Here is a 25,757-nt window from a genome sequence, read left to right as displayed (position 1 = left end):
ACATGACCGTCGTCGCGTCACCCACGCGCGCCCAGGCAGAGCGGATGCCGGAGGCCTCGAGCCCCGGCATCCGCCGCCGGCGACGCAATCCCGGTGCCTCCCCGTGGTGGGCTCTCGTCTTCCTCGGGCCGACCGCACTCGGCATCGCCGTCTTCTACCTGTGGCCGACGGTGCGCACGCTCATCATCTCCTTCACGAAGTCCGGCCCCTTCGGCGGCTCCGAATGGGTGGGGATGGAGAACTATGCCCGCCTGTTCCAAGACCCCGAGCTGATCGGCGCCCTGCGCAACACCGCGCTCTACACGGTCATCGCCCTCATCGGCATCCCGCTCGCCGTGGGCATCGCCGCGCTGCTGAACACCGCGGGGCTCAAGGGGCGCAGCGCCTACCGCACGCTCTACTTCATCCCGGTCGTGACGATGCCCGCCGCGATCGCGCTGGTGTGGCGCATGATCTACAACGGCGACTACGGCGTGCTCAACGCAGCCCTCGGCTCGGTCGGCATCGAGGGTCGCAGCTGGCTCACCGACCCGAACACCGCCCTCGTCGCCATCTCGGTCGTCGGCATCTGGGCGGGTCTCGGCACCAACATCGTCATCTTCCTCGCCGGCCTCCAGGGCATTCCCGACACGATCATGGAGGCGGCCGACCTCGACGGTGCGGGACCGGTGCGCAAGTTCTTCTCCATCACCATCCCGCTGCTGTCGCCGTCGATCTTCTTCGTCAGTGTCATCAGCGTGATCGGCGCGCTGCAGGTGTTCGACCTCATCTACATGATGCTCGGCCGCAGCAACCCGGCCATGCCCAACACCCGCACGGTCGTCTACCTGTTCTACGAAGCGGGGTTCCTCGACAACGACCGGGGGTACGCCGCCGCCATCGCCTTCCTGCTGCTCGTGATCATCCTCGTGCTCACGGTCGTGCAGTTCCGTCTGCAGAAGAAGTGGGTGCACTATGAGTGACGTCTCGCTCGACACGCGTGCCATCGTCGGCGCTCCGACCGGTCGCTCGGCCGCCCGTCCCGGAAAGCCTCGCAACAGGGGGCTCTGGATCGTCCACGTCGTGCTCCTCGTCGGCGCGATCCTCATGGTCTTCCCGTTCATCTGGCAGCTGCTGACCTCGTTCAAGACGCTGTCCGACTCGGTGCAGGTGCCGCCGAGCCTGCTGCCGCGCGAGTGGGTGTTCACGAACTTCGGCGAGGTCTTCGAGTCGATGCCCTTCGCGCAGATGTTCGCCAACTCGGTGCTGCTCACTGTGGGGCGCACGGTCGGGCAGGTCGTGCTGTGCACGATGGCTGGCTATGCCTTCGCCCGCATCCCTTTCCCCGGCCGCAACGCCCTGTTCGTGGTCTTCCTGTCGGTGCTGATGGTCCCCTCGCAGCTGTACCTGCTGCCGCAGTACGAGATCATCCAGGCGCTCGGGTGGCTGAACACTCTGCAGGCGCTGATCGTGCCCGGCATCTTCAGTGCATTCGGCACGTTCCTGATGCGCCAGTTCTTCATGTCGATGCCCGCCGAACTCGAGGAGGCGGCCCGCATCGACGGAGCGAATCCGTGGCAGACCTTCTGGCGGATCATGGTTCCGCTCGCGAAGCCTGGCATCATCGCTCTCGTGGTGTTCACTGTGCTGTGGTCCTGGAACGATCTGCTCTGGCCGTTGATCGTGACGACCGACCCCGCCAAGATGCCGCTGTCGGTCGGGCTCTCGCAGCTCGTCGGCATCCACGGCACCGACTACCCGGTGCTGATGGCAGGAGCGCTGCTCGCGACCCTGCCGATGCTGGTCACCTTCATGATCCTGCAGCGGCAGTTCATCCAGGGCATCGCCTTCAGCGGATCGAAGGGCTGACCCATGGCAGAGCGCAGGCAGCAGTCGGCGACCGCACGGCGGCCGACCCTGAAGATGGTCGCAGAGCGCGCAGGCGTCTCGACGGCCACGGTGTCGTACGTGTTCTCGGGGCGCTCGGGCGCGGCATCGGGGGCGGGCGTCGCCGAGGCCACCGCGGCCAGGGTGCTCGCTGCGGCCGACGAGCTCAACTATCGACCGAACATCGCCGCGCGGACGATCCGCACCGGGCGCAGCGGCATGGTGCAGCTCTCGCTGCACATGCTGAGCGACCCGTGGTCGCTCGCGGTGGCCGACGCCGTGAACGCCGAGGCGAACAGGCACGGTCTCACGACGCTCATCCTCGCCGACGGCGACTGGCATGCGGCCCTGGACAGGGTCGAGAGCGACGTCGCCTATCTCGACGGCGTCGGGATCGACGAGGATGCCGAGCGCAAGCTCGCCGACCTCGTGCAGCGCGGGCAGCGGCTCGTCGTGTTCTCGGAGCACCTCGAACCCGCGGGCTTCGACGTCGTGCGGTCGGATGCGATCCCGGGGTGCGAGCTCGCGATGGAGCACCTGCTCGAGCGGCACACGGCGATCGGGTGTCTCGCCGCCGAGGGCGCAGTGCGCCTCGCGCCGACGCAGGTCACCAGATACACGCCGTACCTCGAGAAGATGGGCGGTGCCGGCCTCGAGGTCGATCCGGACTGGACCGTCACATACACCGAGGGGCAGGCCAGCGCGTTCGCGGCGGCCGTGCAGCTGCTGTCGAAGGACGACCGGCCTTCTGCGATCTACGCGACCACCGACTTCGCGGCCATCGCGGCGATCAACGCGGCGCACATGCTCGGGCTCCGCGTGCCGCACGACGTCGCCGTGATCGGCGTCGGCAACACCCCTGACGCGCAGCTCGTCGCCCCCACGCTGACCACGGTCGGCCCGACCGACTTCTACGACAGGCAGGCGCGCATCATCATCGACCGCGCGCTCGCCGCAGACGATTCTCCCGGGCAGCTGCACGAGTTCGCCTGGTCGCTGTTCCCCGGGGCGTCGACCGACCTCGACGCCCCCTCCTCTCACTCGCGCTGACGCCGCCGTCTGCGCGCACATCTCTACTCACAGAAGGACCACCGTGGATCTCACCATCGGAATCATCGGCTTCGGCGCGCGCGCCACACTGCGCGAGGAGGTGCACCGCCCCGGCCAGGGGTCGCGCATCACCGCGGTCTGCGACCCGTCGGAGCGCGCCCGCGACGACGCTCGACGCCTCCTTCCGGATGCTCTCATCACCGACTCGCTCGACGAGCTGCTCACCTCGGGTGTCGATGCTGTGATGGTGCTGACGCCGGATGACACGCATGCGGCGCTCAGCATCCGGGCCCTCGAAGCGGGCGTCGCGGTGTTCTGCGAGAAGCCGCTCGCGATCGACCTCGCCGACGCCGACGCGATGCTCGAGACCGCTCGCCGAACGGGCAGCCGCCTCTACATTGGCCACAACATGCGGCACATGCCGGTGATCACGCTGATGCGCGGACTCATCCAGGACGGCCGGATCGGTGACGTCAAGGCCGTGTGGGTGCGCCACTTCGTCGGGCACGGAGGCGACTACTACTTCAAGGACTGGCACGCCGACCGCCGCCGGACCACAGGTCTTCTTCTGCAGAAGGGGGCGCACGACATTGACATCATCCACTGGCTGGCGGGTGCCTACACCGAGCAGGTCGCCGCGATGGGCGAGCTCAGCGTCTACGGCGACATCACCGACCGGCGGGATCGCACGGGCGAGCGCATGCCCGACTGGTTCAGCGTCGACAACTGGCCGCCCACGTCGCTCACCGGGCTCAACCCGGTGATCGACGTCGAGGACATCTCGATGGTCAACATGCGGCTGTCCGGTGGCATCCTCGCCTCGTACCAGCAGTGCCACTTCACACCCGACTACTGGCGCAACTACACGGTGATCGGCACCGAGGGGCGCATCGAGAACGTCGGCGACACCGCCGGCAGCGAGGTCAGGTTGTGGAACCGCCGTCACCGCGGTGCGGCCGACGCCGACGAGACGTTCCTCGTCCCCGAGTCGGAGGGTGCAGGGCACGACGGGGCAGACGCGCTGCTCGTCGCCGAGTTCCTGCGCTTCGTGCGCGACGGAGGAGCCACCGAGACCTCGCCGGTGGCCGCGCGCGAAGCGGTGGCGGCCGGAATCCTCGCCACCGAGTCGCTGCGCGGCGACGGCTCGGCGATCACGGTCCCTCAACTGGACGAAGACCTCGTCGCCTACTTCGAGCGCGGCCAGGTCGAGTAGGCGGCGCGAGCGGCAGCTGTCGCACCAGCGGCGCCCTGAGCGAACCCCCAGGTTCGGAATGCAGAATGTACAAAAGTACATGTACGCCCGTACAGGGGTGATCGCTGGGAGTCCGGAATGAGCGATGGCACGCGCCGCCGCCGCGACCCTGAAGCGCGCCGTCGAGAGATCGTCACCGCGGCAGCCGAGCTGATCGTCGAGATCGGCGTCGACGCTCTCACCCACCGCAAGGTCGCCGCGCGCGCCGGGGTTCCACTCGGCTCGACGACCCAGTACTTCGCCACCCTCGACGACCTGCGCGAGGCGGCGATCGGGGCGTTGGCCGTCGAGATCGAGGCGCGCATCGACGCGACCCGGCAAGCCGTGATCATCGAGGGAGTGACGCCCGAGGGGATCGCCCGCCTGGTGCGCCGAGGGCTCGACGACGCGCGTGCGGTGCAGGCCGACCGTGCCGTCGTCACCGCGGCCGTGCACGACCCGCGCGTCCGACAGTTCGCCCGGCTCTGGTCCGACGAGATCGTCGGCTTCATCGCCCCCGTTCACGGAGTGGACAGGGCCAGGGCCGCAGCCGTCTTCATCGACGGCGTACTCTGGCACTCTCAGATCCACGACGAGCCGCTCGACGAAGAGCTCATCCGCGACGCCCTCGCCGGGATCCTCACTCCTCAGGCGTCCACTTCAGCATCCACCGCCGCAGCATCCGCCTGATCAGCAGAGAGAGAACCCGCCTTGTCGAACCTCGCCGTCCTGAGCCTCAAGAACCGCGCACTGATCGCGTTGATCACGATCGTCGCCGCCGTGTTCGGCGGGCTCGCTCTGACGAACCTCAAGCAGGAGCTCATCCCGTCGCTCGAGCTGCCCAACCTGATGGTCATGACGACCTACCCCGGCGCCTCGCCCGAGGTCGTCGAGAACGACGTCTCGACGCCCATCGAGTCGGCGATCCAGGGTGTTCCGGGCCTTGAAGGCACCACTGCCACCAGCACGACGAACGCCTCGATCGTGCAAGCCACGTTCGCCTACGGAACGAACCTCGCGACGGCAGAGCAGAAGATCCAGCAGGCGATCAACCGCATCTCGGGTCAGCTTCCCGAAGACGTGAGCCCGCAGGTGCTGACGGTGTCGATCGACGACTTCCCGGTGATCCAGGTCGCCGTGACCGGCTTCGAGGATGCCGAGAACGCGCAGGCGGAGCTCCAGAACGTCGCGATCCCCGAGCTCGAGGACGTCGACGGCGTCAACGCCGCGGAGATCATCGGCGGCGTCGGCCAGCGCATCACGATCACGCCCGACGTCGCGAAGCTCGCTGCGGTCGGTCAGAGCACGCAGGCCATCACCACGGCGCTGCAGCAGAACGGCACGCTGTTCCCCGGCGGCGACATCACCGAGAACGGTCAGACGCTCACCGTGCAGACCGGTGCGAAGATCACGTCTGTCGATGAGCTGGCGGCGCTGCCGCTCGTCGGCACGAGCGAGACGATCGGCGACGTCGCCACCGTCGTGCAGGAGACCGACCCCGTCTCGTCGATCTCGCGCGTCGACGGCAAGGACGCCCTGTCGATCTCGATCACCAAGCTGCCGGCGGCGAACACCGTCGAGGTGTCGCAGGGGGTCATCGCCGCGCTCGACACGCTCGAAGAGGCGTTCCCCGACGCGAAGTTCACGATCATCTTCGACCAGGCGCCCTTCATCCAGCAGTCCATCGAGACCCTCGCCACAGAGGGCCTGCTCGGACTCGTCTTCGCCGTGATCGTCATCCTCGTGTTCCTGATGTCGATCCGCTCGACGCTGGTCACGGCGATCTCTATCCCGACCAGCGTGCTGATCACCTTCATCGGTCTGCAGGCGTTCGGGTACTCGCTGAACATCCTCACCCTCGGCGCGCTCACGATCGCGATCGGCCGCGTGGTCGACGACTCGATCGTCGTGATCGAGAACATCAAGAGGCACTACGTCGGCGACGCCGACAAGGGAGACGCGATCCGGCTGGCCGTGCGCGAGGTGGCGATGGCCGTCACCTCGTCGACCATCACCACGGTCGCCGTGTTCCTGCCGATCGTGTTCGTCGGTGACATGGTCGGCGAGCTGTTCCGACCGTTCGCCATGACGGTGTCGATCGCGATGGTCGCCTCACTGCTGGTGTCGCTGACCATCGTGCCGGTGCTCGCCTACTGGTTCCTCCGCCCGGGCAAGCCGCTGCTCGACGAGAACGGCGTGCAGATCGACCCGGAAGACCCCGATGCGCCGCCGACGCGGCTCCAGAAGGCATACCGCCCGATCCTCGGGTGGACGCTGAAGCACTCCGGGCTGACCGTGATCCTCGCGGTCGTCGTGCTCGGCGCGACGCTCGCCGCCGCACCGCTGATGAAGATCAACTTCCTCAGCGACTCGGGCCAGAACACCATGACCGTCACGCAGGACCTCGGTCCGACCGCGAGCCTCGAGACCAAGTCGGAGGCGGCGATCGCCGTCGAGGACGCACTGCTCGACATCGACGGCATCACCCACGTGCAGGCCTCGATCGGCTCGAGCGGATCCGCTCTGCGCGACGCGTTCTCCGGCGGAGCCGGCGTGACCTACTCGGTGCTCACCGACGCGGATGCCGACCAGGAGAAGCTCCGCGCCGATGTGCAGGATGCCATCGAGGGACTCACCGACGTCGGAGAGGTGTCGGTCGCCGCGTCTGCCGGACTCGGCTCGAGCGACATCGAGATCACGGTCTCGGCATCCGACTCCGAAGACCTGCAGACCGCGACGACCGCCGTCATCGACGAGCTCGACGGTCGAGACGGCATCGGACAGGTCACCGACAACCTCGCCGCAGCGCTGCCCTACCTCGCCGTGGTCGTCGACCGTGACGCCGCGGCGCAGCGCGGACTGTCCGAAGTGGCCGTCGGATCGATCGTCTCGAACACGATGCGTCCGGAGCAGGTCGGAACCGTCGAGATCGACGACACCGCGCTGACGGTCTACCTCGCAGCGTCCGAGCCGCCGACCACCGCGCAGGCCCTGCGCGAGCTGGCCGTCCCGAGCGCGACCGGTGTGGTGCAGCTGCAGGACATCGCCACCGTCGAGGAGCGCAACGGCCCGACCTCGATCACCACCGAGCAGGGACGCCGCACCGCCACGATCACGGTGCCCCCGGCATCCGACAACCTCGCCGTGGCGACCCAGTCGGTCACCGAGGCGCTCGCTGCGGTCGACCTGCCTGACGGCGCATCGGCCGAGGTCGGCGGAGTCGCCTCGCAGCAGGCCGACTCGTTCTCGCAGCTCGGACTCGCGATGCTCGCCGCGATCCTGATCGTCTACGTCGTCATGGTCGCGACGTTCAAGTCGCTGCGGCAGCCGCTGCTGCTGCTCGTGTCGGTGCCGTTCGCGGCGACGGGCGCCATCCTGCTGCAGATCGTGACGGGAGTGCCGCTCGGCGTCGCGTCGCTGATCGGTGTGCTGATGCTCATCGGCATCGTGGTGACGAACGCGATCGTGCTCATCGACCTCGTGAACCAGTACCGGGAGAAGGGGCTGTCGACCATCGACGCCGTGAAGGCCGGTGGCGAGAAGCGTCTGCGACCCATTCTCATGACAGCGCTCGCGACGATCCTCGCGCTGACACCGATGGCGCTCGGCATCACGGGTCATGGCGGCTTCATCTCGCAGCCGCTCGCGATCGTGGTGATCGGCGGACTCCTCTCGTCGACCGTGCTCACGCTGATCGTGCTGCCGACGCTCTACAACCTCGTGGAGGGTGCGAAAGAGCGACGCCGGGCCCGCAAGGCGGGTTCGGGTGACGACGGGTCTGCGCCGACGAAGGATGCCGAGCCGTCGGACGGGCCCGTGCCTGCCGATGGCCTGGCGCTTGCGGGCGCCTCCAGCGGAGGTGCCGCTCCGGCCTCGGAGTGGCCGCACGCGAACCAGCTGACGCGGCGCGAGCTTCGCGAGCGCGGCGAGTAGCCGCATCCGCCGTCCACGATTCAGCACGACTGAGCTCGATGCCCGCCCGGAAGCGTTTCCGGGCGGGCATCGGCGCGTTTCTTGCTGAGTTGTGAACCGGGGCGGTCGAGCTCAGTCGAGCGTGATGCCCCATTCGAGGGTCCAGGTCTCACCGGGATTCAGGCGGCGCAGGCCGACTCCGCTGTTCAGTGCATCGGCCGGCGCGGTCATGGGCTCGATCGCGACGGCGAGGGACTGCCCCGGATACTTGTCGGTCGTGTAGACCTGCACGACGTCGAATCCCGCACCCTGCCAGAGGGTGAGTCGACGCCCGTCGGGTGCGGTGAGTGAGTGCCGAACGAGTCCGTCGGCGTCGCGCTCGAGGTCGGTGAACCCGGTGTCGAGAGAGATGTCGCCGAGGCGCACGCCGTCGCGAAGCACCCCCTCGGCCGGGCGCGTGCCCACGGGCAGCATGCGCTCGTCGGTGTCGATGGCAGTCTGCGCCGGAACCCGCAGCACGAGCTCATGGGGATCCACGTCGCCGATCGTGAGGAACGGGTGCGTGCCGAGCGCGACCGGTGCTTCGGTGGCAGAGCGGTTGGTCAGCGCGTGCGTCACGTCGATCCCGTCGGCGCGCAGCACGTAGGTGACACTCGTCTCGATCAGATACGGGTAGCCCGTCTGCGGGAAGATCGTCGCGCTCAGCGTCGTCGCCGACGCGGAATCCGCGATGTCGTAGGCCGCGAAACGCAGCAGGCCGTGACTCGCGTTGCCGAACTTCGGCTCGGTGATCGCCAGCTGCCGCTCGGTGCCCTCGTCGTTCCAGAGTCCGTCCCTGACCCGGTTCGGCCAGGGCGCGAGCACCACGCCGGAGCAGGAGGGGGTGGGCGAGTCGAGCGGATACGGAGCGATCAGATCGACAGCGCCGATGCGGAGGGAGCGGAGCGAGGCGCCGACCTGCGCGATCTGAGCGCTGACGTCGCCGAGCTGGAGGTGCACCTGTGTGCCGGTGGGGGATGCGGAGTTCACTCCGCAATCGTATGGCGACCCGCATCCGCCATGGGGCAGGGGAGTCTTTCAGGTGCGACCGCTACACTTGATGCGTCGGCTTCGGACACCCGCGCAGTGCGCGGACGTTTTTGTGTAAGAAGTGTGAGTCCAGGGGCCGATGGTGAGCGTCGCTCGACGCTAATCAACCATCACATGAATGGCCCCGGCCGCTGACAGTCCGGAAACCCCGCGTGGTCGCATCCCACCGCGCGCAGGGTACCGCGCGTGTGCGCGGCGCCGTTCTCGTGGCGAGAACTCAGAAGGACACACTCATGCCCAAGAACAAGAAGCCCCGCGGCGGACGCCCCTCCGCCAACTTCGAGCCGCGTTACGGCGCGAACAAGACGTCGTTCCACGACCGCCACAACGGTGGCCGTGACGGCGCGCGCGACACCCGCGATTCGCGTGATGCACGCGGTGGACGTGCGGATGCCGGTGAGCGGCGCACTCCCGCGGCCGGATACGACCGTCGTCCCGGCAGCCGCAGCGTCGGCCACCGCGGCTACCGCCCGGCCGAAGAGGGCGCCGCACCCAAGCAGCGCTGGTCGTCGCAGGAGCGTGCGGGTCGCGACGAGTCGCGCGGCATCCGCAACCGTGCCGAGTCGGGTCGCCGTGAGGCACCGCACAGCCGTGAAGACCGTCCGCGCTACAACGACCGCTCTTCCGCGGGCTTCGACCGTCCGCGCCGCGATGACCGCGGCGGACAGCGTCCGACCGGTCCTGGTACGTACCGTGATGAGCGTGGCGGCCAGCGCGACGAGCGTCCGCGCCGTGACGACCGCGGTGCCGGCACGCAGCGCCAGGGCTTCCGCGACGGCGATCACCGCGACGGCGGACGTCCGGGTCGCGACGACCGCCGTGACCAGCGTTCCGGTGGCTTCCGCGACGACCGCGGTGGCCAGCGCTTCAACCGCGACGACCGCCCTGCCCGCTCGGGCGACCGCACCGAGCGTCCGCGCTTCGACCGCGCAGCATCCGAGCGTCCCCGCTTCGACCGTGACGACCGTCCTCGTCGCGACGACCGTGGCGCAGGCCCGCGTCGTGATGACCGTGGCGGTGCCGAGCGTTCTGAGCGCTCCTACGACGCCGACCGTGCGCGTCGTGCCTTCGACCGTGACCGCACTCAGCGTTCGATCGAGGGTGGCCGCGACGAGCGTTCGCGTCCCTCGACCGGTGGCGCGTACCGCACCGATCGTCCCCGCCCGCTGACGTCGGACACCCGTGGACGGCCGTCGCGCAACGAGCGCCCCAGCCGCAACGACTGGAACGCCACATCGAGTGCGGCCCCCGCCAAGAAGTTCGAGCCGACCGACGACGTCGTGCACGAGCGCCTCGAGGCGAAGTCCGTGGCGGCCGTCGAGGTCGACGGTGTGACCTTCGGCGACCTCGGTCTCGGATCCAACATCGTCGAGACCCTCGCCGGCATGGGCGCGGCGACGCCGTTCCCGATCCAGGCTGCCAGCATCCCGGCAGTGCTCAAGGGTCGCGATGTCCTCGCCCGCGGTCGCACCGGCTCGGGAAAGACCATCGCGTTCGGTGCTCCGCTCGTCGAGCGTGTGCTGCAGTCGCAGGCGGGCAAGCGCCGCGAATTCGGCCGCAAGCCCCGCGCGATCATCCTCGCTCCGACGCGCGAGCTGGCGCTGCAGATCGACGGCACGATCCAGCCGATCGCCCGCAGCGTCGGCCTGTTCACCACGCAGATCTACGGTGGTGTGCCCCAGGGCCGCCAGGTGGGCGCGCTGAAGAAGGGCGTCGACATCGTCATCGGCACACCCGGTCGCATCGAGGACCTGATCAACCAGGGCAAGCTCGACCTCTCGGACTGCCGGATCGCCGTTCTCGACGAGGCCGACCACATGTGCGAGCTCGGATTCGTCGAGCCCGTGCAGCGCATCCTGCGTCACACGGCCGACGGCAGCCAGAAGCTTCTCTTCTCGGCCACGCTCGACCGTGAGGTCGCGGCCCTCGTCGATGAGTTCCTCGTCGACCCGGCCGTCTACGAGGTCGCAGGTGAAGACCAGGAGTCGAGCACCATCGAGCACCGCGTGCTCGTCATCGAGCACCGCGACAAGGCCGACATCCTCACGTCGCTGGTCGACCGCGCGGGCAAGACCCTCGTCTTCGCCCGCACCCGTGCGTATGCCGACATGCTCGCCGAGCAGTTCGACGACGCCGGCATCCCCGCGGTCTCGCTGCACGGTGACCTCAACCAGGCCAAGCGCACGCGCAACCTCGAGCGTCTGACGTCGGGCCGCGTGAACGTGCTCGTCGCCACCGACGTCGCCGCCCGCGGCATCCACGTCGACGACATCGATCTGGTCGTCCAGGCCGACGCACCCGACGAGTACAAGACGTACCTGCACCGCTCGGGCCGCACCGGTCGCGCCGGTCGCTCGGGCCGCGTCGTCACGCTGATCACGCGTCAGCGTCAGCGTCGCATGACCGAGCTGCTGCAGCGCGCCGAGATCGACGCTCCGTTCGAGAACGCTCGTCTGAACGACGACCTGATCGAGGAGATCGCCGGTCGCATGCCGACCGCGTCAGACCTCACGGCCTGATCCGCAGCGACGAAGGCCCTGTCCCCGCATCCGCGGGGGCGGGGCCTTCGTCATGTTCGTCCGGTTCGCCGGGGCTGTGTGCGTCGCCGGATCGGCGGCACGGGGCGTGGGGTCCCACCCTCTTCGGCGCGTGTGATCTGCTTCGGCGCGTGGGGCGACGTCTTCGGGAGGAGATCTGCGCCTCGGGAGGACTCATCGGTCGGAATCGTCCGCCGGAAGCGCAGTCGTCCGCCCGAAGCGCAGTCGTCCGCCGGAAGCGCAGTCCTCCGCCCGAAGCGCAGTCGTCCGCCCGAAGCGCAGTCGTCCGCCCGAAGCGCAGTCGTCCGCCCGAAGCGGAATCGTCCGCCCGAAGCGCAGTCCTCCGCCCGACGCTCAGCCGAGCTGGTGCTCGTGGATCGCTGTCGTCAACGTCGTGCCGTTGAGGTCGAGGTAGAGCACCTGCTCGGTGACGGTGAGCGTCATGGTGTTGCGGCGCTCGATGAGCGGTGCGGCGGAGTCGATGAACCCCGCATCGAAGCTGAAGACCCGGATGTCCTCCGAGCGGTGGATGCGCTTGTCTGCCCAGGGGGCCATGACCTTCGCGGGGTCGCGATGCGTGTAGACGACTGTGCGCTCTGCCAGTCGGCTGCCGTAGTGCAGGCGCTCGGCATCGGGCGCTCCGATCTCGATCCAGGCCGTGATCTGGCCGGTGAGGTCGCGGACGAGGACGGCCGGCTCGTCGGTCTGCGAGATCCCGCCGCCGAATGCGATGCCTTCTGCGAACTCGAGTCCGTAAGCGAGCACGCGGGTGAGCATGTACGCATCGGTCTCCGACGGATGCCGTGCCGCACGCAGCGAGAAGTCGTCGTACACACCGCGATCCATGTCGGCCAGTTGGACTTCGAACGTGTGCATGGTGGAGCCGATAGCCATAACGTCCGAGCCTACGCGCCCGGGGCGATGGTCGCCGACGCGTCCTGTTCCCTCAGAACAGCATCGGCTGCGCAGGGGCAGGCGACGGGGTGAACGCCGGCGCCGGGCGCCCGTGCGGCGCGGACGCGCGGATACCGCGCACCGGGTAGTCGTCTTCGTGCTGGCCGTCGAGGCCGTGCAGCCTGATGAGCGGCCGTGCCCGCTTGGCGAGCCATTGGCGATAGCCTTTCGGCGCTTCGGCTGAGACGCCCGGATACAGTCCGCGGTACGACGAGACCAGGTCGGGACGGAACTCGCCGAGCCACTGCATGAACCAGGGTTTCACACCCGCGCGCAGGTGGAGAGCGCCGTAGATGACGCGATTCGCTCCCGCCTCTTTGATGCGTCGCAGCGCTGTGTCGATCGCCTCGACGGAGTCCGTCATGTGGGGCATGATCGGCATCAGGAACACGGTCACCTTGAAGCCCGCATCCCGGAGCGCTCGCACCGTGTCGAGCCGAGCCTGCGTCGTCGGGGTGCCCGGTTCGATCGCCTTCTGCAGCTCGTCGTCGTACATCGCGATCGACATCTGGATGTCGACGGGCACCCGCTGGGCCGCCTTCACCAGCAATGGGATGTCTCGCCGGATCAGCGTTCCCTTGGTGAGTATCGACATCGGGGTGCCCGACGCGGCGAGGGCGTCGATGATCCCCGGCATCAGCTTGTACCGGCCCTCGGCGCGCTGATACGGGTCGGTGTTCGTCCCCAGAGCGACGGTCTCGTGCTCCCAGCTGCCTTTGCGCAGCTCTCTCTCCAGCACTTCGACGACGTTCACCTTCACGACGATCTGAGAGTCGAAGTCCGAGCCGCCATCGAGATCGAGGTACTCGTGGGTGCCCCGAGCGAAGCAGTACACACATGCATGACTGCATCCGCGATACGGGTTGATGGTCCAGGCGAACGGCATGCGCGATGCGCCGGGAACATGGTTGAGCGCGGACTTCGACAGCACCTCATGGAACGTCATGCCCGCGAAGTCGGGAGTGGTCACCGTGCGGAGCACCCCTGTGCGCGCCTCAAGGCCGGGCAGGGCGGCATCATCGACGTCGCCGAGTTTCTGCCCTTGCCACCGCATGCCGATAATTCGAACATACTTACGATGGAACGTCAACCCGGGGTGGGAGTTCTGTTCGATCGGACTTAAGGGACAATGGAAGCATGTTCTTCCCGCCGCAGCCTCAGCATGCGGCACAGCGCTCTCCGATCCGCGGACCCGCCTTGCCCATCGGTCTTGCGGTGACGGCGATCGGCGTCCTGCTGTCGATCGCGGGCGCGCCCATCGCCGCATCCGCGCCCGCGGAGATGGCGATGCCGGAGCCGCTGGTGGTGCAGGAGGTGCCGGCGGTCGAGGTCGGTGCGACCACCGCGGCCGATCCGTGTTCGGAGCCGAGCGTGCTCGAGGCGATAGCGGTCGCCGACGATTCGGCGATCATCGCCGGCTTCGGCGGCGGCGAGAGCTTCCGGGCCGCCGTCGTCGCGGGCAACGCGCCCTGCATCGCGCTCGACGACCCCGCTCATGTCTGGGTGGTCGTGAACAAGGCGCGTCCCCTCGCTCCGCTCTCTTTCGCGCCTTCGTCCCTCGCCGACCTTCCGCTGCAGATGACGACTCGCTCGGGGCAGGCCCGCACAGACGTCGCCGCGGCAGTCGGAGAGATGGCCGATGCCGCCGCCGCCGAGGGAGCGGGCCGCATCGGCGCGAACAACGGTTACCGGTCATACGACCTGCAGGTCGCGACCCACGCATCGCATGTGCGCAACAGCGGCCAGGCCGGGGCGGATGCCTCGTCGGCGCGTGCCGGGCACAGCGAGCATCAGACCGGTCTCGCACTCGATCTCGTGGCCTGCGACTCGTCGTGCGGAGCCATCGAGTCGTTCGGGGCGACCGTGCAGGGCGAGTGGATCGCGGCGAACGCCTGGGAATACGGCTTCATCGTCCGATACGAGCAGATCGGTTCGGGGATCACCGGGTACAAGCCGGAGCCGTGGCATCTGCGCTACCTCGGACGCGAGCTCGCGGCCGCCTACCATCAGGGCGGATATCACACGCTGGAGGAGTTCTTCGGGCTCCCCGCCGCTCCCGATTACACCCACTGACCGCGTCTCGCGCATGTCCGGATCGGCTCGATTGCGGCATCCGACAATCGCGGTACCCAGTCCCACGGATTGTGGGATGCATTCTCACAACGGGCTGTCATGGTGTCGGCGACCCGGCATAGAATCGCCGGAGCAAAGACGCACGAACGTTCAGGAGGACGCAATGGAACGCGACATCTACGAAGAGGATCACGAGGCATTCCGCGACCTCGTCAAGGACTTCGTCAAGCGCCACGTGAGCAACGAGGCGATCGAGCGGTGGGATGCCGCGGGCGAGATCGACCGGGCGACCATGCTGGCGGCGGGCGAGGCGGGCCTGATCGGACTGTCCGTGCCCGAGGAGTTCGGCGGAGCCGGGATGCTGCAGGACTACCGATTCCGCACGGTCGTGATGGAGGAGGTCATCGCCTCCGGCGCGGGTTCGCTGGCCGGTGCCTTCGGCATCCAGGACGATCTGGCTGTGCCGTACCTCGTGCACATGGGCACGCAGGAGCAGAAGGAGAAGTGGCTGCCCCGCATGGCCACCGGCGAGGTTCTGGGTGCGCTCGCCATGACCGACCCCGGCGCCGGCTCCGACCTGCGCGGCATCAAGACCAACGCCAAGAAGGTCGACGGCGGCTACATCCTCAACGGCGCCAAGACGTTCATCTCCTCCGGCTCGACGGCCGACGTCGTCGTGACCTTCGTCAAGACCGGCGAGGGCAACCGTCCCGACGCCTTCAGCCTGCTGCTCGTCGAGAAGGGCATGGAGGGCTTCGACCAGGGCAAGAAGCTCAGCAAGATGGGCTTCCACGGCTGGGACACGGCTGAGCTCAGCTTCACCGACGTGTTCATCCCCGACGAGAACCTCATCAGCGGCAAGGAGGGGCAGGGCTTCATCCAGCTGATGCTCAACCTGCCGCTCGAGCGCCTCTCGATCGGCGTCGCCGCGGCCGCGGCCGCTCAGGCCGCCCTCGACTGGACCGTCGCCTACACGAAGGACCGCGAGGCGTTCGGCGAGCGCATCGCCGACTTCCAGAACACCCGCTTCCGGCTCGCCGACATGGCGGCGACCACCGACGCGATGTGGGCGTACATCGACCGCGCACTGCTCGCCTACAAGAACAGCACGCTCAGCGCCGAGGACGCCGCGAAGGTCAAGTTCTGGGCGACCGAGCGCGAGTGGGAGGTGCTCGACATGGGTGTGCAGCTGCACGGCGGCTACGGCTACATCATGGAGTACCCGATCGCCCGGGCCTTCACCGATGCCCGCGTGCACCGCATCTACGGCGGCACGAACGAGATCATGCGCGACCTCGTCGGTCGTCAGATCGTCGGCAAGCGCTGACGCATCGGAGATTCGAAGGGCCCCTGATGTCGGCATCCGGGGCCCTTTCTCGTGGTGCCGGGTCCACCCCGAGTCGGCTCGTGGGCGAGTGGATCGGCTTCGCTCCGCGCATATTCCGCGGGCAGGAGCGACGCACCGGAGCCGGATGCCGGAGCACGGCTCGCCGCGAGTCGGCATCCGAAGCTGTGTCCGGACGACAGGCACCTGACGGGTCCTGCCCCGGTCAGCGCGGCAGCCGTGCTCCCACGCCGGCCTTCCGCAGCCGGTCGGCGATCAGGATGCCGAGGGCAGTCGCCCCGAGGCAGCTGGCGAGGGTCACGGCGAAGAACGTGGCCTGCAGGGGCAGCTCGAAGCTGCCGAGGTTGAACGACGTCCAGGCGAGCACCGGGTAGACGATGCCGACGATCGCGGCGCCCAGATAGTGCAACCAGGTTCCCCAGTAGCGCCAGAGCACGAAGAGGAACGGCAGCTCGGTGAACGCCGCCCACCACAGGTTGGTGGCGACGCTGCTGAAGCCGTATCCCGAGAACGGGACGATGACGAGTCCGGCCAGCAGGCCCACCAGCAGACCGACGAGAGGGCGGCGCAGCAGACGCAGGGCGATGACCGAGGGGAGCAGCCAGAGTCCGGCGAGCCCGACGCTGACGAACGGGAGACCGGGGAAGAGGATCGTCGAGATCCAGTTCGCCGGCGCGAGCAGCGCTCCACCGGCGACACCGAGCGCGGCACATGTCAGGAGGATCGCCGTCGGGAACCGGAAGCGCGAGCGTCCGCCGCCGGTGCGTGGTCGATTCTGCATCCCAGAAGGCGATTTCGGATGCGTTTCTGACCGCTCACCACCGTCGGGGGCCGAATCCGCGTAGGGGTTCGAGTCCGCGGCATCCGCTCCGGGCATGCCATCCGCGCCGCTCATGCGAGGGGCTCCGCTGCCGCTTCGCGGGCTGCCTTCGACGTCGGCGACGCAGCGCCGATCTTCCAGTACCCGCAGAAGCTGACGTCGTTCTTGTCTACGCCGCGCTCGCCCACGAGGTGCTTGCGCGCACCGGATGCGAGCGACTGCTCGCCCGCCGCGTAGGCGTGGAACGGCGCGTCGGGGAGCGTCAGCTCGCGCAGTCGAGCCAGAGCGAAAGACCCGGGGTCGAACTCGTGCGGGCGCACGAGCCAGACCAGGTCGACACCGGCCGGATGCGGGAAGTCGAGCGCGTCCTCCTCGGACGGCACCTCGATGATCGCCGTGCCCGTGGCGTGCGCGGGCAGCGACGCGCAGATCGAGGCGATCGCCGGCAGCGCCGTCTCGTCGCCGATCAGCACGACGCGGTCCGTTCCGCGCTGCGGGTTGAACGTCAGTCCCTCGTCGATGATCAGCACGTGCTCGCCGGGCGCGCATGTCTCCGCCCATCGCGAGGCGGGCCCGGCCGTGCCGTCGGCCGCAGACCCATGCAGCACGAAGTCGACGTCGATCTCGGCGCCCGACTCCGCCGTCGCCGGGCGGTGTGCGCGCACGCTGTAGTTGCGCATGACGGGGCGTTCGCCGTCGGGGATGCGCAGGAACTTGAGATACCCGAACATCTTGTTCGCCTTCGCGGGCACCCGGTCGAGGCCCGCGTCGCCGCCGATCGGCAGGAACAGGCGGAACCACTGGTCGAATCCCATCGGGTGGAACTTCTCGATCTCGCCTCCCCCGAGGGTGACTCTCATCCAGTGCTCGGAGAGGCGCTGGGTGCGCAGCACGCTGAGGTGGATGAGCTCGGACGATTCGGGCTTGACCAGTTTGCTGTATGCCATGCGGGCGCCTTTCAGGGCAGCTGCCAGGGGAAGAAGAGCACGAAGATCGCGGCGGATGCGGTGATCGACGCGATGATGAAGACGGTGTCGCGGGTGCGGAACGGCACGAGATGACGCTCGGTGCGTGTCGGGTGGGCGCCGAAGGCGCGGGAGTCCATGGCGAGAGCGACACGCTCGGCGTGGCGGATCGCTCCGGCGAGCAACGGCACGATGTAGCCCCAGCCTCGGGCGATGCGTGCGAACGGACCGCTGCCGCCGTGATGACCGCGCACCCGATGCGCGGCACGGATCACAGCGAGCTCGTGGCCGAAGCGCGGCACGAAGCGGAAGGCGGCGAGGGCCGTGTAGCCGATCCGGTAGGGCACGCGCAGCTGCTGCACGCTGGCGCGCACGAGGTCGGGGCCGGTGGTGGTCAGGCCTCCTACGAGCGCCAGAGCGACGATCGCACCGAGTCGGAGGGCGGTGGCGAAACCGATCTCAAGAGCGCCCCGGTGCAGCGTCCACTCGCCGATCTGCAGCGCGGCACGGGTGTCGTCGACGAGCGACGCATCGACCCACAGCGAGAACCCGACACCGATCGCGAGCATGCCGACCGGCAGCGCGACGAACAGCAGCGCGGCCGTGCGCCAGGTCACGCGGGAACCCGCGACGATCAGCGCGAGAGACAGCACCAAGAAGGCGGCGGGTGTCGCGAGGTCGCGCACGAAGATCAGCAGCACCATGGCCGGGGCGACTCCGGCGACCTTCGCCAGCGGGTTGAGCGCATAGAGGAACTGGCGCGGAGAGGACGCCGAGACGGCGGCGTACGGGTCGAAGACGTGCGCGCTCATGCGATCGCCTGCCCCGCTTCGGCCAGCACGCGCTGCAGCGCCGGGAGCCGGAGCCCCGCCTCGACGAACGGCGCCTCATCGCGGAAGAGCTCGTCGGTGCGATCGGCGGCGTGCACTCGACCGTCCTTGAGGATGACGGTGTGCGACGTGTGCTCGGCGACGAGCTGGATGTCGTGGGTCACGATGACGATCGTCGTTCCCTCAGCGCGCAGATCGCGCAGCAGCGCGAGGAGCTCGGAGGCCCGCGCGCGATCCTGACCGAAGGTCGGCTCGTCGAGCGCCAGCACCTGCGGACGGGTGATGAGGGCCGTGCCGACCGAGAGGCGTCGCTTCTCTCCGCCCGACAGCAGGAACGGGTGCACGTCGGCTTTGGCTTCGAGTCCGAAGCGGGAGAGCATGGCATCGACGCGCTCGCGCGTCTCGGCATCCGGGGTGTGCCGCAGACGAAGCCCGTGGGCCAGCTCGTCGAACACCGTGTGGGCGATGAACTGGTGCTCGGGATTCTGGAACACGAACCCGATGCGGCTCGCGAGCTCACGCGGCGACGCCGAGCCGGGGTCGATGCCGTCGACCGTCACCTGACGCTTCGGCGGCGGCACGACTCCGGCCAGCGCCTGCAGCAGGGTGGTCTTGCCTGCGCCGTTCGTGCCGATGATCGCGGTGAGGGTTCCCGGCTCGATGTCGAGATCGATGCCGTGCAGGATCTCGGTGCGGTGGCGGCGCACGGTGAGGCCGCGGGCGCTGATGATCGGTGCGGTGTCGCCGGTCTCGGTCGTCGAGCCGCGACCTGCGTCCGTCTGCAGGACCGTGGCGCGAACGTCGGGCGAAACAGCGTCGTCTGGTCCTGCATCCGTGCCTCGGTCCTGCAGACGGTTCGGGCGGGAGGCGGCGGACGACGTCGCGCCCGGGCCCTGCAGGTGGTTCACCCGCGTCACGGTCAGCGCCGCGGCGAGCTCGGAGGGCGTGAGGGGGAGTTCGTCGAAGTGCGCCCCCGCATCCTGCATCCGCAGTGCAGCCAGAGTCGCACCCGGCAACCAGACCCCCATGGTCATGAGCTCGGGGGCGTGCGTGCGGATGATCTCGGCCGCCGGGCCGTCGAACGCCACGCGTCCGGCACGGTCGAGCACGATCGTGCGGGTGACGAAGCCCATCGCCGCGTCGAGGTTGTGCTCGACGAGCAGGATGGCCCGATCGCCGGCGGCGACCACATCGGTCAGTGCGGCATAGACATCGTCGATGCCCTGCGGGTCGAGGTTCGCGGTCGGCTCGTCGAGCACGATCAGGGGCGACCCCATGGCCAGTGCGCACGCGATCGCGAGGCGCTGACGCCCGCCGCCCGACAGCCGGTCGGGGTTCTCGTCCCGTCGCTCCCACAGGCCGACGCGACCGAGAGCGTCCGCTGTCCTTGCGTGCACCTCGTCGAGGGGGAGCAGCAGATTCTCGGGTCCGAACGCGACCTCGTCGTAGACGGTGCCGGTGACGATCTGCGCATCCGGGTCTTGGAAGACCATCGCGACGTGGGTGCTCAACGACGCGGTGTCGGCTTCGATCGTGCTGACGCCGCCGGCGTCGACCGCGCCCGTCATGGTCGCCGGCACGGCATGCGGGACGAGCCCGTTGAGTGCGAGCGTGAGCGTCGACTTGCCCGAACCGGAGGGGCCGAGGAGCAGCACGACCTCACCGGTGCCGATGTCGAACGTGACGTCGTGGGGCGAGGGGCGCACCGCACCGGCGTGGGTGATCGAGAGGTCACGCACGCTGAGAAGGGGCGCGGATGAGCGCACGGCATAACCCCGGTTTCGGCGGATCGGTACCGTTCTAACTTAGCTGAGCCTTACCTGAATCGCCACGCGCCGGATCAGCCGCGATCGACGCTCAGCGCCGGGCCACGCCTGCCCGGCTCAGGGCGCCGCCGATCGCCAACCCCACGGCCGTCCAGGCGATGGGGCCGAGCACCGAGATCACGAGATAGGCGATCTGCGCCCATGGCGGCAGCACGGCCAGGTGAGCGGCGAAGAACACCACGACCGCCACGATGACCCCGATGACCCCGGCCGAGATGAAGAAGCGCCACGCCCCCCACGAGCGGTACCGCGTGAGTGCGGCGATGCCCTCCTGGATCGCGCCGAACAGCAGCGCGGTGCCGATGAAGCGCAGCGTCCAGGCCGGGTTGAAGGCGCTCGAGATGAGCGCGGCGATGACGTGCGTGACGAGCGCGACCAGGGGGCGGCGCAGCACCTCCTGGGCGATGATGCCCGGAAGGACGTGCGAGCCGAGGACGAGGCCGTAGAGGAATGCCGGGCCCGCGAGAACAGGGAGCGTGATCCAGCCGGCGATCCCTCCGAGGAGGCCCGTGGCGACGCCGATCGCGGCGCAGACCAGCAGCACGCGGGTCGTCAGGACGGGGGAGGATGCCACTCGTCCAGCCTAGTGTCGACCATCGGCGACACGGCTGGCCGTTCGTCCAGGAATAATCCCCGACTCTGGTGTGTGGACGGAAGCCCGGCGTAGCTTGAACGGCGGTGCGGCAACGCAGTCGCACCGTGATCATCGGGAGAAGCGCATGGGTCGAACACCCCTCCGGATGGCAGCGGCCACAACCCTGGCAACGCTGTTCATCGCATCGACGGCAACCGCAGGCTACGCAAGCACGAAGGAGGTGAACCACCCCACCCCGGTCGAAGGCACGCCCGGTCACTACATCGTCGTGCTGAAGTCCGATCCACTCGCGAGCTACACCGGCGACGTCAACGGCCTCAAGGCGACGAAGCCGGCCGAGGGCGAGCAGCTCGAGAGGCAGTCGCAGGATTCGCAGCGCTATGTCGAGCATCTCGAGTCCGAGCAGCAGACGATCGCGCAAGAGGTCGGGGTCACCCCGGAGAACACCTACCAGGTGGTGCTCAACGGCTTCAGCGCCGAGCTGTCGGGAGAGCAGGTCGACAAGCTCCGTGCGTCGAAGGACGTCTACGGCGTCTACCCCGACTTCATCCGTCACCCCGACGCGCAGACCTCGACGGACTTCCTCGGTCTCGGCGACGACAAGAAGGGCCGCGGCGGCGTCTGGCAGCAGACCGGCGGTGTCGACAAGGCCGGCGAGGGCGTGGTCGTGGGTGTCATCGACACCGGCATCGCCCCCGAGCACCCGTCGTTCGAGGGCAAGAACCTCAAGAAGCAGCCCAAGAAGGACAAGCGCCACAAGGGGAATCAGCCGTACACCGACGGCACCTACGTCTACTTCGACAAGTCCGACGGCGGTCAGTTCCAGGGAACGATGGTCGAGGCCCAGGAATGGGACAAGGGCGACTACTCGACGAAGCTCATCGGCGCCCAGTACTTCTACACCGGCGCCGAGGCGGCAGGATTCGACTTCCAGTACGACTACCTCTCGCCGCGTGACGGCGATGGCCACGGTTCGCACACCGCGAGCACGGCGGCCGGCAACTTCGGTGTGAAGGCCTCGATCGAGGACGTCGACTTCGGCAGGATCTCGGGGGTCGCACCCGGTGCCAAGGTCGCGGCCTACAAGGCCTGCTACGTCGGACCCGACGAGGCGGTCACGACCGACGACATCTGTGCCGGCAGCGACCTGATCGCCGCGATCGACCAGGCCGTCGCCGACGGGGTCGACGTGATCAACTACTCGATCGGCGGCGGAGCCGCGTCGACCGTGCTCGCGCCGGAGGACATCGCGTTCTTCAACGCGGCCGCCGCGGGCGTCTTCGTGGCGACCAGCGCCGGCAACGACGGCCCCGACCCGGTCACGGCCGATCACGCGTCTCCGTGGTACACCACGGTCGCCGCCTCGACGATCCCCACGTGGGAGGGCACCGTGCAGTTCGACGGCTTCGCCCAGGCCGGTGCGTCGGTGAGCGTGCCCTTCGGCACGACGGTCACCGGCCCGTCGATCTACGCGGGCGATGCGCCGGCTGCAGGTCAGGCCGCCGCCGATGCCGCGCTGTGCCTCCCCGGCACGCTCGATGTCGCGAAGGTCACCGGTCACATCGTGGTCTGCGACCGAGGCGGCAACGCTCGCGCCGAGAAGTCGCAGGTCGTGAAGGATGCCGGTGGCATGGGCGTCGTGCTCGTCAACGTGCCCGGTGCCGCCGACTCGCTCGACAACGACTTCCATGCCGTGCCGACCGTGCACCTCGCCTCGGTGCATCGCGCAGCGGTGCTCGCCTACGTGCAGGGCGGCGTCGACCGTCCGATCACGCTCGTGGGTGAGAACACGACCGGAGTGGTGACGCCCGTGCCGCAGATCGCCGGATTCTCGAGCCGCGGCCCGATGCTGGCAGACGGCAGCGACATCATGAAGCCCGACATCGCCGCCCCGGGTGTCGCGATCCTCGCGGCCACGCAGAACGCTCCCGGAGAGGCGCCGACGTTCGGCATCCTGTCCGGCACGTCGATGGCCTCTCCGCACATCGCCGGTCTCGCGGCGCTCTATCTCGGCGAGCGGCCGAACGCCAAGCCCGCCGAGATCAAGTCCGCGATGATGACCACCGCATACGACACGGTGAACCCCGACGGCTCTGCCAACAAGGACCCGTTCCAGCAGGGCGCGGGTCAGGTCGACCCGAAGCGCTACTTCAACCCGGGTCTGCTCTATCTGAACGACGTGCCCGACTGGGTGGCGTTCCTCGAGGGCAAGGGCCTGGCCGACTTCCCCGGCGAGCCGATCGACGGCAGCGACCTGAACGTCGCGTCGTTCTCGATCGGATCGCTCGCCAGCGCGCAGACGGTCACTCGCACGGTCACAGCGACGGAGAAGGGCACGTTCACGGCATCCGTCGATCTGCCCGGCGTGAACGTGACGGTGGAGCCGTCGACGCTGAAGTTCGACAAGCCGGGCCAGACCGCGACCTATACGGTCACGTTCGACAACCAGAGCGCACCGGTCGAGCAGTGGGCGACCGGATCGCTCACCTGGACGAGCAAGAAGAACACGGTGCGATCGCCGATCGCGGTGTTCCCCGTCACGGCGGATGCTCCGGCCGAGGTCGAGGGCACGGGAGTCGACGGTTCGACCACGGTCGACATCACTCCCGGCGTCGACGGCGCTCTCGCGCTCGGGGTGTCGGGCCTCACGCCGTTCACGCTGCTGGAGGACCCGGACGGCCGGGTCGTCGGCCACTCGGGTGACGAGGCATCGGGAGACGCGAACAAGGACGTGTCGTGGATCGTCGACGTGCCGGAGGGCACGACGCTCTCGCGCTTCGACCTCGACTCGTCGGATGACACCGGCAGCGACCTCGACCTCACGGTCTATCGGGTCGTGAGCCCCGACGACCTGCGCTACTACGAGCGCTGGCAGTCGGCGACGGGGTCGGCCGACGAGCGGGTGACGCTTCCTGCACCGACGGCCGGCACCTACCTGGTGGTCGCGAACGTCTACTCGACCTCGGCGCCGATGACGTGGGACATGACCTACGCCAACGTGCAGCCCGAGGGCGAGGGGGCGTTCACGGCGACCCCGAACCCGATCGAGGCCGTGCGCGGCCAGGCGACGAGCTACGAGCTCAGCTGGACCGGCCTCACCGCCGGCACCCGCTATCTCGGACTCGTGCAATACGGTGAGTCCGCCGTGCGCACGATCGTCACGGTCGACGCGCAGTAGCAGTCACAGGCGACGCCCCGTGCTCTTCGGAGCGCGGGGCGTCGTCATGCGCTGTGGAGTCAGATCTTCCGACCGCGGGGCATGAGCCGCACGTCGGGCAGGGGAGGTGCGGGGATGCGCACGTCGTGCCCCTCGACGACGCCGAAGCGAGCGGATGCCGCCTCCCACTCGGTGCGCGCCTCGACGATCTCGTCGTGATCACGTCCGGCGAAGTTCCACCACATGACGATCTCGTCGGCGAACGGCTCGCCTCCGATGAGGAAGAGCAGGGCACCCTGCACGCTCGTCACCTCGACGGCATCGCGCGAGTCGCCCAGGTAGAGCATCTCGTTCTGGGTCATCCCGTGCGTCGCCACGTCTGCATCTCCCTCGACGAGCATGAGGGCGTGCTCCCATTCGGGGCGCAGCGGTAGCCGGACGCGGGTGCCGGCCGGCACCACGATCTCGGCGCCGACGATGGGTGTGTGCACGGTGGCCGGTGAGGTGACGCCGGCGAACTCACCGAGAACCACGGTGGCCGTGGCCGACGAGCCTTCGTCGGCCCGAAGCGAGACCTGAGGGAGATCGGTGTGGCGCTCGAAGCCGCCCGCTCCCTGGCGTGCGCCGTCGGGCAGGACCACCCAGAACTGCAGGGCGTCGAGGGGGATGGGGTCATCGCCGATCGAGTACTCGGAGTGCGAGATGCCGTTGCCGGCGGTCATCAGGTTGAGCTGCCCGCGTCGCAGGTCGGCGTCGCTGCCGAGCGAGTCGCGGTGACGGATCTCTCCGACCAGCGGCCAGGTGACCGTCTGCAATCCGATGTGGGGGTGCGGCTCGACCCGCATGCGGGTGTCGGCCGGTCCGAACCGGTCGAGGAAGCACCAGGCCCCGATCGTCGGCAGGTTGCGGTGCGGCAGAACACGCAGCACATTCATGCCGCGCACCCCGCCGAGAGGCACCTCGCGCGGTTCGAGGACGATGCGACGTTCGCCGATCCGTGCTTCGCCGTGGACGTCATCGGATGGGGTCGCGATAACGGTCATCCGATTCTCCTTCGCTCAGGGGCGTCTGCGCACCGGCACTCCGGTGGACTCCTAGGCTCGCCCCATGATGTCTCGACGTTCTCCCATTATCCTGCTCGCCCTCGGCGCCTCGGCGGTGGTGCTGTCGGGTTGCGCCTCAGGCGGCGATGCCGGGTTCTGCGGCCCGCTCCATGACGAGCATGAGGCGGCGGCGGTCGCGTTCGTCGCGCTGGTCCCGGGGATGAACACGGAAGCGGACGTGCAGACGCGGCTCAGCCTCGTCGAGGAGCTCGAGCCGACCCCGGAGCTCGCCGATGACCTGACGGCCTGGACCGACTACCTCACGGTGGGTGCGGAATCGATCGATGACGATCCCACCGCGGTCATCGAGGCGTACGACGACAACGCCAAAGCATCAGGAGAAGCCCTGTTCGAGTACTACATGGGCACCTGTCTGCAGTAGTCGAGCCCTGGAGTCAGGTCAT

General features: G+C 68.6%; 20 protein-coding genes. 11 read left to right on the top strand and 9 right to left on the bottom strand.

Annotated elements, in window-relative coordinates:
* The first annotated feature begins 2 nt into the window (after positions 1–2).
* The 6 genes from RU09_RS04530 to RU09_RS04505 all read left to right on the top strand — a co-directional run bounded on the left by RU09_RS04530 (position 3) and on the right by RU09_RS04505 (position 8,080).
* Complete coding sequence (locus RU09_RS04530) at positions 3–962, top strand: carbohydrate ABC transporter permease (protein WP_042537968.1); 960 nt, start codon at positions 3–5, stop codon at positions 960–962.
* A complete protein-coding gene (locus RU09_RS04525) occupies positions 955–1,848 on the top strand; it encodes a carbohydrate ABC transporter permease (protein ID WP_197065957.1) in 894 nt (297 codons plus the stop codon). Before RU09_RS04530 ends, RU09_RS04525 begins: the two co-directional genes overlap by 8 nt.
* Positions 1,849–1,851: 3 nt before the next feature.
* On the top strand, positions 1,852–2,916 hold the full coding sequence (locus RU09_RS04520; RefSeq protein WP_042537966.1) for a LacI family DNA-binding transcriptional regulator: 1,065 nt from the start codon (positions 1,852–1,854) through the stop codon (positions 2,914–2,916).
* Positions 2,917–2,959: 43 nt separating this feature from the next.
* Positions 2,960–4,129 (top strand): Gfo/Idh/MocA family protein, encoded by a 1,170-nt coding sequence (locus tag RU09_RS04515; protein ID WP_042537964.1) that lies wholly within the window; start codon positions 2,960–2,962, stop codon positions 4,127–4,129.
* A 117-nt stretch (positions 4,130–4,246) separates the two neighbouring features.
* Complete coding sequence (locus tag RU09_RS04510) at positions 4,247–4,837, top strand: TetR/AcrR family transcriptional regulator (protein WP_042537962.1); 591 nt, start codon at positions 4,247–4,249, stop codon at positions 4,835–4,837.
* 21 nt (positions 4,838–4,858) lie between these two features.
* Positions 4,859–8,080, top strand: coding sequence for an efflux RND transporter permease subunit (locus RU09_RS04505; protein WP_042537960.1), 3,222 nt, complete (start codon positions 4,859–4,861; stop codon positions 8,078–8,080).
* A gap of 111 nt (positions 8,081–8,191) precedes the next feature.
* Here the strand turns inward: RU09_RS04505 and RU09_RS04500 are convergent, their stop codons facing one another.
* On the bottom strand, positions 8,192–9,088 hold the full coding sequence (locus RU09_RS04500; protein ID WP_042537958.1) for an aldose 1-epimerase family protein: 897 nt from the start codon (positions 9,086–9,088) through the stop codon (positions 8,192–8,194).
* 293 nt (positions 9,089–9,381) lie between these two features.
* Here RU09_RS04500 and RU09_RS04495 point away from each other — a divergent pair, with 293 nt between their 5' ends.
* Positions 9,382–11,667, top strand: a complete 2,286-nt coding sequence (locus RU09_RS04495; protein ID WP_042538312.1) for a DEAD/DEAH box helicase — start codon at positions 9,382–9,384, stop codon at positions 11,665–11,667.
* Between the two features lie 372 nt (positions 11,668–12,039).
* Here RU09_RS04495 and RU09_RS04490 read toward each other — a convergent pair whose 3' ends face one another.
* Positions 12,040–12,579 carry a YaeQ family protein gene (locus tag RU09_RS04490; protein WP_042537956.1) on the bottom strand — a complete coding sequence of 180 codons (540 nt, stop codon included), beginning with the start codon at positions 12,577–12,579 and terminating at the stop codon, positions 12,040–12,042.
* Between the two features lie 52 nt (positions 12,580–12,631).
* Positions 12,632–13,693, bottom strand: a complete 1,062-nt coding sequence (locus RU09_RS04485; RefSeq protein ID WP_042537954.1) for an Rv2578c family radical SAM protein — start codon at positions 13,691–13,693, stop codon at positions 12,632–12,634.
* Positions 13,694–13,776: 83 nt separating this feature from the next.
* Between RU09_RS04485 and RU09_RS04480 the strand changes: the two genes are divergently transcribed.
* Together RU09_RS04480 and RU09_RS04475 are read left to right on the top strand one after the other, a co-directional pair.
* A complete protein-coding gene (locus RU09_RS04480; RefSeq protein ID WP_042537952.1) occupies positions 13,777–14,712 on the top strand; it encodes a M15 family metallopeptidase in 936 nt (311 codons plus the stop codon).
* A gap of 163 nt (positions 14,713–14,875) precedes the next feature.
* Complete coding sequence (locus tag RU09_RS04475) at positions 14,876–16,039, top strand: acyl-CoA dehydrogenase family protein (RefSeq protein WP_042537950.1); 1,164 nt, start codon at positions 14,876–14,878, stop codon at positions 16,037–16,039.
* 223 nt (positions 16,040–16,262) lie between these two features.
* Here RU09_RS04475 and RU09_RS04470 read toward each other — a convergent pair whose 3' ends face one another.
* The 5 genes from RU09_RS04470 to RU09_RS04450 form a co-directional block, all read right to left on the bottom strand.
* Entirely contained in the window at positions 16,263–16,838 is a 576-nt protein-coding gene (locus tag RU09_RS04470) for an ECF transporter S component (RefSeq protein WP_042537947.1), read from the bottom strand.
* 110 nt (positions 16,839–16,948) lie between these two features.
* On the bottom strand, positions 16,949–17,824 hold the full coding sequence (locus tag RU09_RS04465) for a siderophore-interacting protein (protein WP_042537944.1): 876 nt from the start codon (positions 17,822–17,824) through the stop codon (positions 16,949–16,951).
* A gap of 11 nt (positions 17,825–17,835) precedes the next feature.
* Positions 17,836–18,654, bottom strand: coding sequence for an energy-coupling factor transporter transmembrane component T (locus tag RU09_RS04460; protein WP_042537941.1), 819 nt, complete (start codon positions 18,652–18,654; stop codon positions 17,836–17,838).
* A complete protein-coding gene (locus tag RU09_RS04455) occupies positions 18,651–20,438 on the bottom strand; it encodes an ABC transporter ATP-binding protein (RefSeq protein WP_042537939.1) in 1,788 nt (595 codons plus the stop codon). Before RU09_RS04455 ends, RU09_RS04460 begins: the two co-directional genes overlap by 4 nt.
* 91 nt (positions 20,439–20,529) lie before the next feature.
* On the bottom strand, positions 20,530–21,072 hold the full coding sequence (locus tag RU09_RS04450; RefSeq protein WP_042537937.1) for an ECF transporter S component: 543 nt from the start codon (positions 21,070–21,072) through the stop codon (positions 20,530–20,532).
* Between the two features lie 166 nt (positions 21,073–21,238).
* Here RU09_RS04450 and RU09_RS04445 point away from each other — a divergent pair, with 166 nt between their 5' ends.
* Positions 21,239–24,271, top strand: coding sequence for a S8 family peptidase (locus tag RU09_RS04445; protein ID WP_052492857.1), 3,033 nt, complete (start codon positions 21,239–21,241; stop codon positions 24,269–24,271).
* Positions 24,272–24,330: 59 nt separating this feature from the next.
* On the opposite strand, the gene RU09_RS04440 is transcribed toward RU09_RS04445, so the two are convergent.
* Positions 24,331–25,293 carry a pirin family protein gene (locus RU09_RS04440; protein WP_042537936.1) on the bottom strand — a complete coding sequence of 321 codons (963 nt, stop codon included), beginning with the start codon at positions 25,291–25,293 and terminating at the stop codon, positions 24,331–24,333.
* A 64-nt stretch (positions 25,294–25,357) separates the two neighbouring features.
* Between RU09_RS04440 and RU09_RS04435 the strand changes: the two genes are divergently transcribed.
* A complete protein-coding gene (locus RU09_RS04435; RefSeq protein ID WP_042537935.1) occupies positions 25,358–25,735 on the top strand; it encodes a hypothetical protein in 378 nt (125 codons plus the stop codon).
* Positions 25,736–25,757: the final 22 nt, after the last annotated feature.

Origin of the sequence: Microbacterium sp. MEJ108Y (assembly GCF_000834175.1) — a bacterium.
In the GTDB taxonomy this organism is placed as follows: Bacteria; Actinomycetota; Actinomycetes; order Actinomycetales; family Microbacteriaceae; genus Microbacterium; species Microbacterium forte.
The sequence above is the reverse complement of the archived record's forward strand: the minus strand, read 5'-3'. Positions and strand labels throughout refer to the sequence as shown.

What these genes read in the sequence shown, in the direction of transcription:
- RU09_RS04530 (WP_042537968.1), top strand. Translation starts at nt 3, where the DNA reads ATGACCGTCGTCGCGTCACCCACGCGCGCCCAGGCAGAGCGGATGCCG.
- RU09_RS04525 (WP_197065957.1), top strand. Translation starts at nt 955, where the DNA reads ATGAGTGACGTCTCGCTCGACACGCGTGCCATCGTCGGCGCTCCGACC.
- RU09_RS04520 (WP_042537966.1), top strand. Translation starts at nt 1,852, where the DNA reads ATGGCAGAGCGCAGGCAGCAGTCGGCGACCGCACGGCGGCCGACCCTG.
- RU09_RS04510 (WP_042537962.1), top strand. Translation starts at nt 4,247, where the DNA reads ATGAGCGATGGCACGCGCCGCCGCCGCGACCCTGAAGCGCGCCGTCGA.
- RU09_RS04495 (WP_042538312.1), top strand. Translation starts at nt 9,382, where the DNA reads ATGCCCAAGAACAAGAAGCCCCGCGGCGGACGCCCCTCCGCCAACTTC.
- RU09_RS04490 (WP_042537956.1), bottom strand. Translation starts at nt 12,579, where the DNA reads ATGGCTATCGGCTCCACCATGCACACGTTCGAAGTCCAACTGGCCGAC.
- RU09_RS04485 (WP_042537954.1), bottom strand. Translation starts at nt 13,693, where the DNA reads ATGCGGTGGCAAGGGCAGAAACTCGGCGACGTCGATGATGCCGCCCTG.
- RU09_RS04480 (WP_042537952.1), top strand. Translation starts at nt 13,777, where the DNA reads ATGTTCTTCCCGCCGCAGCCTCAGCATGCGGCACAGCGCTCTCCGATC.
- RU09_RS04475 (WP_042537950.1), top strand. Translation starts at nt 14,876, where the DNA reads ATGGAACGCGACATCTACGAAGAGGATCACGAGGCATTCCGCGACCTC.
- RU09_RS04470 (WP_042537947.1), bottom strand. Translation starts at nt 16,838, where the DNA reads ATGCAGAATCGACCACGCACCGGCGGCGGACGCTCGCGCTTCCGGTTC.
- RU09_RS04465 (WP_042537944.1), bottom strand. Translation starts at nt 17,824, where the DNA reads ATGGCATACAGCAAACTGGTCAAGCCCGAATCGTCCGAGCTCATCCAC.
- RU09_RS04460 (WP_042537941.1), bottom strand. Translation starts at nt 18,654, where the DNA reads ATGAGCGCGCACGTCTTCGACCCGTACGCCGCCGTCTCGGCGTCCTCT.
- RU09_RS04445 (WP_052492857.1), top strand. Translation starts at nt 21,239, where the DNA reads ATGGCAGCGGCCACAACCCTGGCAACGCTGTTCATCGCATCGACGGCA.
- RU09_RS04440 (WP_042537936.1), bottom strand. Translation starts at nt 25,293, where the DNA reads ATGACCGTTATCGCGACCCCATCCGATGACGTCCACGGCGAAGCACGG.
- RU09_RS04435 (WP_042537935.1), top strand. Translation starts at nt 25,358, where the DNA reads ATGATGTCTCGACGTTCTCCCATTATCCTGCTCGCCCTCGGCGCCTCG.